The organism is Pseudomonas sp. CGJS7 (genome assembly GCF_036961695.1).
Genome location: NZ_JBAMDI010000230.1, coordinates 1 through 8,079 on the forward strand (window position 1 = coordinate 1; position 8,079 = coordinate 8,079).

Below are 8,079 nucleotides of genomic sequence, written 5' to 3' on the forward strand. Positions count from 1 at the left end.
GCATCCGCTCAGGTTTTGGTTTTGGCCTTCTTCTCCGCCGCCTTGGCCCGGCTCTCATCGATGAACCGATCCACCCGCTGCTCCAGCACCGGCAACGGCACCGAACCCAGCGCCAGAATCGCATCGTGGAAACCGCGGATATCGAAGTCCGCACCCAGCGCCTGCTCGGCCTTGGCGCGCGAACGCTCGATGCTCATCTGCCCCAGGTAGTACGACAGCGCCTGCCCCGGCCAGCCGATGTAGCGATCGACCTCGGTCTGGATCTCGTGCTCGCTCAAGGCGGTGTTGTCGCGCAGGAACGCCTGCGCGCGTTCGCGGCTCCAGCCCAGATGGTGGATGCCGGTGTCCACCACCAGCCGGCTGGCGCGCCACATCTGGTAGGTCAGAAAACCGAAGTAATCGTAGGGCGTGTCGTACATCCCCATCTCGATGCCGAGCTTCTCCGAGTACAAGGCCCAGCCCTCGCCATAGGCGGAGATGTAGGTGTAACGGCGGAAGTCCGGCAAGCCCTCGTGCTCGGCCGCCAGCGAGCCCTGCAAGGAATGGCCCGGCGCGGACTCGTGCAAGGTCAACGCCGGCAGATTGAACAACGGACGCGAAGGCAGATCGTAGGTGTTGACCAGATACACATCGCGCCCGCCGCGGCCGGCGGTGTAGAACGGCGCCAGATCCGGCGGCACCGGACGGATCGCGAAGCGCTGGCGCGGCAACAGGCCGATGTAGTTGCCGATCTCGCCGTCCACGCGCTTGGCCAGCCACGAAGCGCGCATCAGCAGTTCTTCGCCGGTCTTGGGATAGAACTTCGGATCGGTACGCAGGTAATGCAGGAATTCGGGGAAGCTGCCCTTGAAATCGGTCTTGGCGATGGTCTGATCCATCTGCGCGCGGATCTTGGCGACTTCTTCCAGGCCGATCTTGTGGATCTGCGCCGGCGCCAGATCCAGGGTGGTGTATTCGCGGATCTCGGCGCGGTACAGCTTCTCGCCGTCGGGCATGGACTCCGCCGCCAGGGTGGTGCGCGCCTGCTGCATATATTCGTTCTGCATGAACGCCAGCAGCTTGCGATACGCCGGCAGCACCGACTCGTCGATCGCCTTGGCCGCCTCGGCGCGCAGACGCGCCTGCTCGGCGGCGGGAATGTTCGCCGGCATCCGCTTGAACGGCGTGTACAGCAGATTGTCTTCGAGCTTGGCGTCGACCACTTCCTTGATCGACACATCGCGCCCGGTCAAGGTCACCCGCGGCACGCTGAAACCGCGCTTGAGCCCGGCGCGCATGTTGCCGATCTGCTCATCGAAGTAGCGCGGGATATCGCGCAGTTGGCCGAGGTAACGCTGGTAGCCGACCGTATCGCGGATCGGCCGGCGTGCGGTGAAGCCCAGATTGGTCCAGAACGAACTGTCGCTGTTGAACGGCATTTCCCACTGACGCAGGCGCTGGTTGTCCAACAGGCTGCTGATCTGCTGACGGAACACCTCGTAGTTGACCGGGTCCTCGCCGCTGAGCTGGTTCTTGGGAATCGCGTCGAGCTCCTTGAGCACTTGCGCCCAATAGCGTTCGCGCTCGGCCTGGGTGGCCGGATCGACCTTGGGCAAATGCGCGGCCGGCTGGCCCTGCACGTCCTCATCGTCGCCGCCGGCGAACTGCGCCTGGCGCCATTTCCATTCGCGGGTGTACAGCGCCTTGAAGCGCTCGCCGGCATCGCTGGAAGCGGCGATCGGCGCGCTCGCGGGTTCGGCGGCGAACGCCGGCGCAAGGCCCAGACCGATGCTCAGAGCCAGGGACAGCGCGGCCAGCGGCACGCGCGCGGAGACGGAACGGATCGAGGACATCGCGGGACTCAGCGGTGGCGGACGGAATCCTTCGATGATGCGGCAATTGCAGGGTCGGCGGATATGCCGATTGGGCTAGGAGCGGGGTCGGATGTCGGGGCCTGGATATCGGCCAATGGCCCGCGCCCCGACAGTTCGCCAACCCCTGCCCCCAGCCCTGTCCTCAAGGCACCGGCTGAAAATTCGGATACGCCGGGCTGCCCGTATCGAACAAGCGCGTCGGCCGGCCCTTCAGATGCCGATCGAAGAACGCCCGCACGTAGGCCCGCGATCCGGCCACGGCCTCGGCCGCCGGCAAGGTGCCGTAAGCGCCCGCGGCGAAACCGGGCGGGACCGCATCGCCCAGCGGCGGCAGGATCGCGGCGAAATCGCTGAAGGTGAAGTGCACGCCCAGCGGCACGTGCACATCGCGCTTCCAACCGCGCTGGTTGCGCCAGAACTCGGGCCAGGACGGATCGAACGGATTGAGGTGGGTATGGCCTTCGGCGCCGATCAACGCGAACGGCCGGTCCAGGCCGAAGCGCGCGGCGCGGGTCGGGCCATAAGGCAGATCCTGCGGCGGGCCGAAGGTGGTGGACATGCGGCCGTCGAAATTCAATCCGGCGTCGAAGCGGCGGTCGAAGAACATGGTCTCGCCGGCGGTGGTGCCGCCGTAGGAATGGCCGTAGTACCCGACCCGCGACAGATCCAGCGCGCCGCGCAAACCGGCCGGCAGGCGGCGCAGTTCGGCATCGGGATTGAAGCCGCGGTTGATCAGCGTCAACGCATCGAGCAGATGGCGCGAATCGGCGACCCGCGTATCCAGCCACATCTGGGTCGACTCGACGGTCTCGGTGAGCTCGACCCCGCGCGCGACGCGGCCGCCGGGGAAGGCGGCGTAGAAAGCCTCATAGGTGTGGGTCATCGAGGCGACTACGTAACCGTGACTGGCCAGATCGTCGGTGCCGGCGCTGTAGAGCTCGCGGAAGTACTGCAGACCCGGCGAGAACAGCACCACCGGCCAGCCGTGCGGATGGCGCAACATCGGCGCATTCTGGATCGCCGGCCGGCGCGCGCTGGCCCAATCCACGGCGCCGGGCGCGAAGTTGTATTGGTTCTCGGTGGTGGCGCGCCATTCCGGCACCAACGCCGGCTCCAGCCACGGCGCCCGCGCGCCGCGCGCGTTGGGCGCGATCGGATAACTCACCGTGACCATGAATTCGCGCGGACCGCCGACGAATCCGTCGATGCGCGAACGGTCGACCAAGTGCAGGGTGAAGGTGCCGACCCGATACGGGCCGGTGGTCGGCGGCAGATCGAAACGCTTGGGCGGTGTTCCGGCGGCGCTGGCCGCGGGAACGATGGCGAGCGACAGCGCCAACAGCACCAGCGCGGCGGCGGCGATGCGCGTGATGGCGGAAGCTGACTTGCGGACGGCGCGGAACATGCAAACCTCCTTGGAAGGCGTGTTCGGGGATGGGCGTCGGCGGCGCGAAGCCGGTCATGCGCAACGGTCTCGCGCGTTCGACGCGTCCTAGCGAACGCGAACCGTGGCGGTCACGCCAGTGCCGGGGTGCAGGGGGATGCAGCGCAAAGCTTGATCGGGGGCGCAGTTGCGCAAATCCCTTCCAGTCTCGTCATTCCTCCATTCCCGTCATTCCCGCGAACGCGGGCTCCGCTTTACTTCGGCGGAGCCGAGCATCCAGCGACTTTCTTTCAGGTCACTAAAGGCACTGGATTCTCGCGTTCGCGGGAATGACGTTCTGGTGGGATGACGCTGAAGACTCTGGATTCCCGCGTTCGCGGGAATGACGTTCTGGTGGGATGACGCTGAAGATTCTGGATTCCCGCGTTCGCGGGAATGACGTTCTGGCGGGATGACGCTGAAGGCTCTGGATTCCCGCGTTCGCGGGAATGACATTCTGGTGGGATGACGCTGAAGGCTCTGGATTCCCGCGTTCGCGGGAATGACGTTCTGGTGGGATGACGCTGAAGACTCTGGATTCCCGCGTTCGCGGGAATGACGTTCTGGTGGGATGACGCTGAAGGCTCTGAATGTTCCGCTCCGCCGAAGTAAAGCGGAGCCCGCCTTCGCAGGAATGACGTTCTTGGGAGATCGCGATAAAGCTGCCGAAGCACTCCCCCGTTTGAAAAAGGGGGGCCGGGGGGGATTTGCTCTTGCTCTACGCCCTTCAGTCCGCAAACGGCCGATCGATCGCCACTGAAGGCGGCGTAAACCAAGCCGCGCCCTGCTCGGTCACATAGAAATGGTCCTCCAACCGCACCCCAAACCGCTCCGGCACCACGATCATCGGCTCGTTCGAACAACAATTGCCGACCTCAAGCCCCACCCGATTGCCGCGCACCAGATACGGCGCCTCGTGCACGCTCATCCCGATGCCATGCCCGGTGCGATGCGGCAACCCAGGCAACCGATAATCCGGCCCCAGCCCGCCGCGTTCGAGCACCGCGCGCGCCGCCTGATCGACCGCCTCGCCGCTGACGCCCGGACGCACCGCGTCGAACGCCGCCTGCTGCGCCGCCTGCTCCAGATTCCAGACCCGGATCTGCTCGTCGTCGGCGCGGCCGCAGATGTAAGTGCGGGTGATATCGGACTGATACCCCTGCACCGCACAACCGGTGTCGATCAGCACCAACTGCCCCTCGCGCAGCGTCTGCTCGCCCGGAATGCCGTGCGGATACGCGGTGCCCTCGCCGAACTGGACGATGCAGAACGTCGAACCGTTGTCGGCGCCGAGCGCCCGATGGGCTTCGTCGATGAAACGGCGCAACGTGGTGGTGGTGACGCCCGGCTCGGCCAAACCCGCGGCCAGGCGATGCACGTGCAAGGTCATCGCCATGGCTTGCTGCATCAGCGCCAGTTCGGCCTGCGATTTGCTCGCGCGGCAACCGTCGACGATGGCGCTGGCGTTGCTCAGATCCAACCCGGGCGCAGCCGCGCGCAGACCGGTGAAGATCGCGAACGCCGCGCCAGGGTCCAAGGCCAGCCGGCTGGCGCCGCGCGCGCGCAGGGTGTCGACCACCAGCGCGTACGGATCTTCATGCTCCTCCCACAGCCGCGACTCGGTCGGAATCTTGACCAGATGCGACAGCGAGCCGGCTTCGAACACCGGACCGATCAGCACCGGATCGCCCTCCAGGGTCAGCAACATCGCCACCAACCGCTCGGTCGCGCCCCAAGGCACGCCGGTGAAATAACGCAGCGAAGTGCCGGCGGTGATCAGCAATGCGTCGCGGCCTTCGCCGCGCATGCATTCGCGTGCGCGCTCGATCCGCCGTTGGTACTCGGCCGCGCCGATCTCCGCCGCGCGCTCGCGCCACGGCACCAGTTGCGCGCGCGCTTGCTCCAGGCTCAAGCCGCCGATTTGTTGCTGGGAAAGACTCATACGGATGCTCCGATATCGTCGGTGGTCCAGCGCCCGTCGATGCAACGCGCGAGAACGCCGGAAGTGTGGTCGCGAAGTTCCGGCGGCAACGCCGCGTCGCGAACGTTATCGTAGCAATGCAACGCGGCGAAGCGACGGATCGCCGCCGGAATGCCGACCGAAGTGAAGCCCGGATGTCCGGTGCTCGGAAACGGACCGCCGTGATTCATCGCCGCGCTCACCGCCACGCCGGTCGGCATGCGGCCGTCGATCAAGCGTCCCACGCGCGGACGCAGCGCGTCGGCGAGCCGAATCCAATCCGCGTTTTCTTCGTCGTTTGCGTAGATAGTCCCGGTGAGATTGCCTTCCAGCGCTTGCGCCACGCGCACGGCTTCATCGAATCCGTCCACTCGCACGATCAGACTCGCCGGCCCGAATGCTTCGCCGCGCAGGCGCGCATCGGCGATGAATTCCGCGGCCTCCACTGTCAGCAACGCCGGTTGAACACGGTAGCCCTCACCCTGCGCGGACGCACCGCCGCCAAGGTTGCGCGCACCTGCTGCGCGCCAAGCCTCGATTGCGGCCAGAAAATGGTCGCGCACGCCTTGCGAAAACAGCACCCCGGCCGGCGCTTGTTCGAAGCGTTCGGCGGCGGCCGCGACGAAGCGATCGCCGGCCTCGCCGTGCGGCACCACCACCACGCCCGGGTTGGTGCAGAACTGCCCCGCGCCCATCGTGCACGAGGCGAAGAACTCCTGCGCCAAGCCGTCGCCGCGTTCGCGCAACGCGCCTTCGAGCAGGAACACCGGGTTGATGCTCGACAGTTCCAGATACGCCGGCACGCCGGCCGCATCGGCCGCCGCCTTCAACGCCAGGCCGGCGTTGCGGCTGCCGGTAAAGGCCAGCGCGCCCAGACGCGCATCGCCGGCCAGGCGCAGGCCCAGTTCGGGGTCGAGGTGATACAGCACCTGCAGCGATCCCGTCGGCAGCCCGGTTTCGATCAGCGCACGGTGCGCTATCTCGGCCAGCCGCCGGCTGGTCGCCGGATGCGAAGGATGGACCTTGGCGATCACCGGATTGCGCGCGGCGATCGCGCAAGCGAAATCGCTGCCCGACACCGCGTTGAAGGCGAACGGAAAATTGTTCGGCCCGAACACCAGCACCGGCTTGCGCAACGGCGCCAGATGCGAACGCAGACCCGCGGCGGTGTCGATCACCGGCTGCGTCCACGAACGCTCGCGCACCGCGCGCGCGGCCTGGCGCAGCTGGCCGGTGGTGCGCGGCAATTCCACCTGGGCCAGCCGCGGCTGCAGCGGCAACGCGGTTTCGGCATGCGCCAGCGCGACCAGCTCGGCCGCGGCGTGCTCGATGCCCAAGGCGTAGGCCGAGAGGAAATCGGCGATGCGCTCGGGATCGCAAGCGGCCAGCGCATCGGCCGCCGCGCAGGCGCTGGCCAGCGCGGCTTCTACATCGCGCGCGCCGGAGATCGCAAACGCCGGCCCCGACTCGACCGCGCGGGTCGGGTCGTAGGCGCGGAAGTGTCCTTGCGCATCCTGGGAGGCCTGCCAACGACCTTCGATCAGTACCGGTTCGCGCGCATCCATGTCAGCGGCCCGGACGCTGCGCGTTGGCGCGCTCGATCACCGCCAGCGCCGCCTCGCGTTCGCCGCCCTGCAAGGCCAGACGCGGCGCGCGCACGCGTTCGCTGCCCAGGCCGACTTGCGCCTGCACCAGTTTGATCAGCTGCACGAACTTGGGCACCGTATCCAGACGCAGCAACGGCAGGAACCACGCGTACAGCGACGCCGCCGCCGGCGCGCCGCCGCTGCGGGCCAGTTCGAACAAGCGCACCGATTCGGCCGGATAGGCGTTGACCAGGCCGGCGATCCAACCGGTGGCGCCCATCGCCACGCCTTCGACGATGGCGTCGTCCATGCCGACCAGCAGTTCCAGACGCTCGCCGAGCAGGGAACGGATCGCGGCGAAGCGGCGCACATCGGCCGAGGATTCCTTCACCGCCTGCAGGTTGGCGAACTCGCCGGCCAGCTCGGCGATCTGCTCGGGGACGAAGTCGGTCTTGTAGGCGACCGGGTTGTTGTAAAGCATGCACGGCAACGCGGTCGCGGCGATCACCGCGCTGACGTGGGCCTTCATTTCCTGCCAGTCGGTCGAGTAGACGTACGGCGGCAGCACCATCAGCCCGGCGCATCCGAGCTTCTCGGCTTCGCGGGCCAGGCGTACCGCTTCGTCGGTGGACAGCGCGGCGATGCCGGGGATCACCGGCGCGCGATCCTTCAGCGCGCCGACCAGGGTGCGCAGGATCGCCAGCTTGTCTTCGAAGCTCAGCGTCGCCGCTTCGCCGAGCGAACCCAGCGGGACGATGCCGACGCAGCCGGCGTCGATCATGGTCAGGGCGTGCCGGGCCAGGAAATCGTGGTCGATCGTTCCGTCGGCGTTGAACGGCGTGGTGATGGCGGGGATGACGCCGCGCCAGAACGGGGCATTGCTCATGAGACAGATCCTTGCGGTTCGTTGATCGGGTTGCAGCCGGGAGGCGACGGTTCGCGGGCGGAATCGTCGGAATAAGAAAGCCCGGCCAGACTGGCCAGCCGGGTTGGGAAAACCGGCGGTCGCGCGCCGTGCGCGGGCGTCGCCGGGGTCGAAACCAGAGAAGGAGCGAAACCGCGCAACTCGGCCAAGGCCGCACCGCAGATGCGGCCCTGGCAGCTGCCCATGCCGCAGCGGGTGGCGAGTTTGGCCGCGCGCCAATCGTGGTGCGCATCCAGCTGCGCCAGGCTCACGTCTTCGCAACGGCAGACCAAGGTCCGCGGCGTGGCGGCATCGCGCACGCCTTGGGCCAGGGCGAAATAGCGCGGTAGCAA

At 67.2% G+C, this 8,079-nt stretch carries 5 protein-coding genes and 1 pseudogene; all 6 read right to left on the reverse strand.

The window, feature by feature from the left end; translation table 11 throughout:
• Positions 1 to 8: 8 nt before the first annotated feature.
• Positions 9 to 1,832, reverse strand: a complete 1,824-nt coding sequence (locus tag V7787_RS51420; protein WP_336095239.1) for a DUF885 domain-containing protein — start codon at positions 1,830 to 1,832, stop codon at positions 9 to 11.
• Between the two features lie 163 nt (positions 1,833 to 1,995).
• The gene (locus V7787_RS51425; protein ID WP_336095241.1) at positions 1,996 to 3,258 is read right to left on the reverse strand and encodes an alpha/beta hydrolase family protein; all 1,263 of its coding nucleotides are present in this window, start codon (positions 3,256 to 3,258) and stop codon (positions 1,996 to 1,998) included.
• A 745-nt stretch (positions 3,259 to 4,003) separates the two neighbouring features.
• Positions 4,004 to 5,218 (reverse strand): M24 family metallopeptidase, encoded by a 1,215-nt coding sequence (locus tag V7787_RS51430; protein WP_336095242.1) that lies wholly within the window; start codon positions 5,216 to 5,218, stop codon positions 4,004 to 4,006.
• Positions 5,215 to 6,801: an aldehyde dehydrogenase (NADP(+)) gene (locus V7787_RS51435; protein ID WP_336095243.1), complete on the reverse strand. Its 1,587-nt coding sequence runs from the start codon at positions 6,799 to 6,801 to the stop codon at positions 5,215 to 5,217. The genes V7787_RS51430 and V7787_RS51435 overlap by 4 nt, the downstream gene beginning before the upstream one ends.
• Position 6,802: 1 nt before the next feature.
• Positions 6,803 to 7,708, reverse strand: coding sequence for a dihydrodipicolinate synthase family protein (locus V7787_RS51440; RefSeq protein ID WP_336095244.1), 906 nt, complete (start codon positions 7,706 to 7,708; stop codon positions 6,803 to 6,805).
• Positions 7,705 to 8,079, reverse strand: a pseudogene (locus tag V7787_RS51445) (hypothetical protein); the annotation flags it as partial. The gene V7787_RS51440 and the pseudogene V7787_RS51445, both read right to left, overlap by 4 nt.

What these genes read in the sequence shown, in the direction of transcription:
- V7787_RS51420 (WP_336095239.1), bottom strand. Translation starts at nt 1,832, where the DNA reads ATGTCCTCGATCCGTTCCGTCTCCGCGCGCGTGCCGCTGGCCGCGCTG.
- V7787_RS51425 (WP_336095241.1), bottom strand. Translation starts at nt 3,258, where the DNA reads ATGTTCCGCGCCGTCCGCAAGTCAGCTTCCGCCATCACGCGCATCGCC.
- V7787_RS51430 (WP_336095242.1), bottom strand. Translation starts at nt 5,218, where the DNA reads ATGAGTCTTTCCCAGCAACAAATCGGCGGCTTGAGCCTGGAGCAAGCG.
- V7787_RS51435 (WP_336095243.1), bottom strand. Translation starts at nt 6,801, where the DNA reads ATGGATGCGCGCGAACCGGTACTGATCGAAGGTCGTTGGCAGGCCTCC.
- V7787_RS51440 (WP_336095244.1), bottom strand. Translation starts at nt 7,708, where the DNA reads ATGAGCAATGCCCCGTTCTGGCGCGGCGTCATCCCCGCCATCACCACG.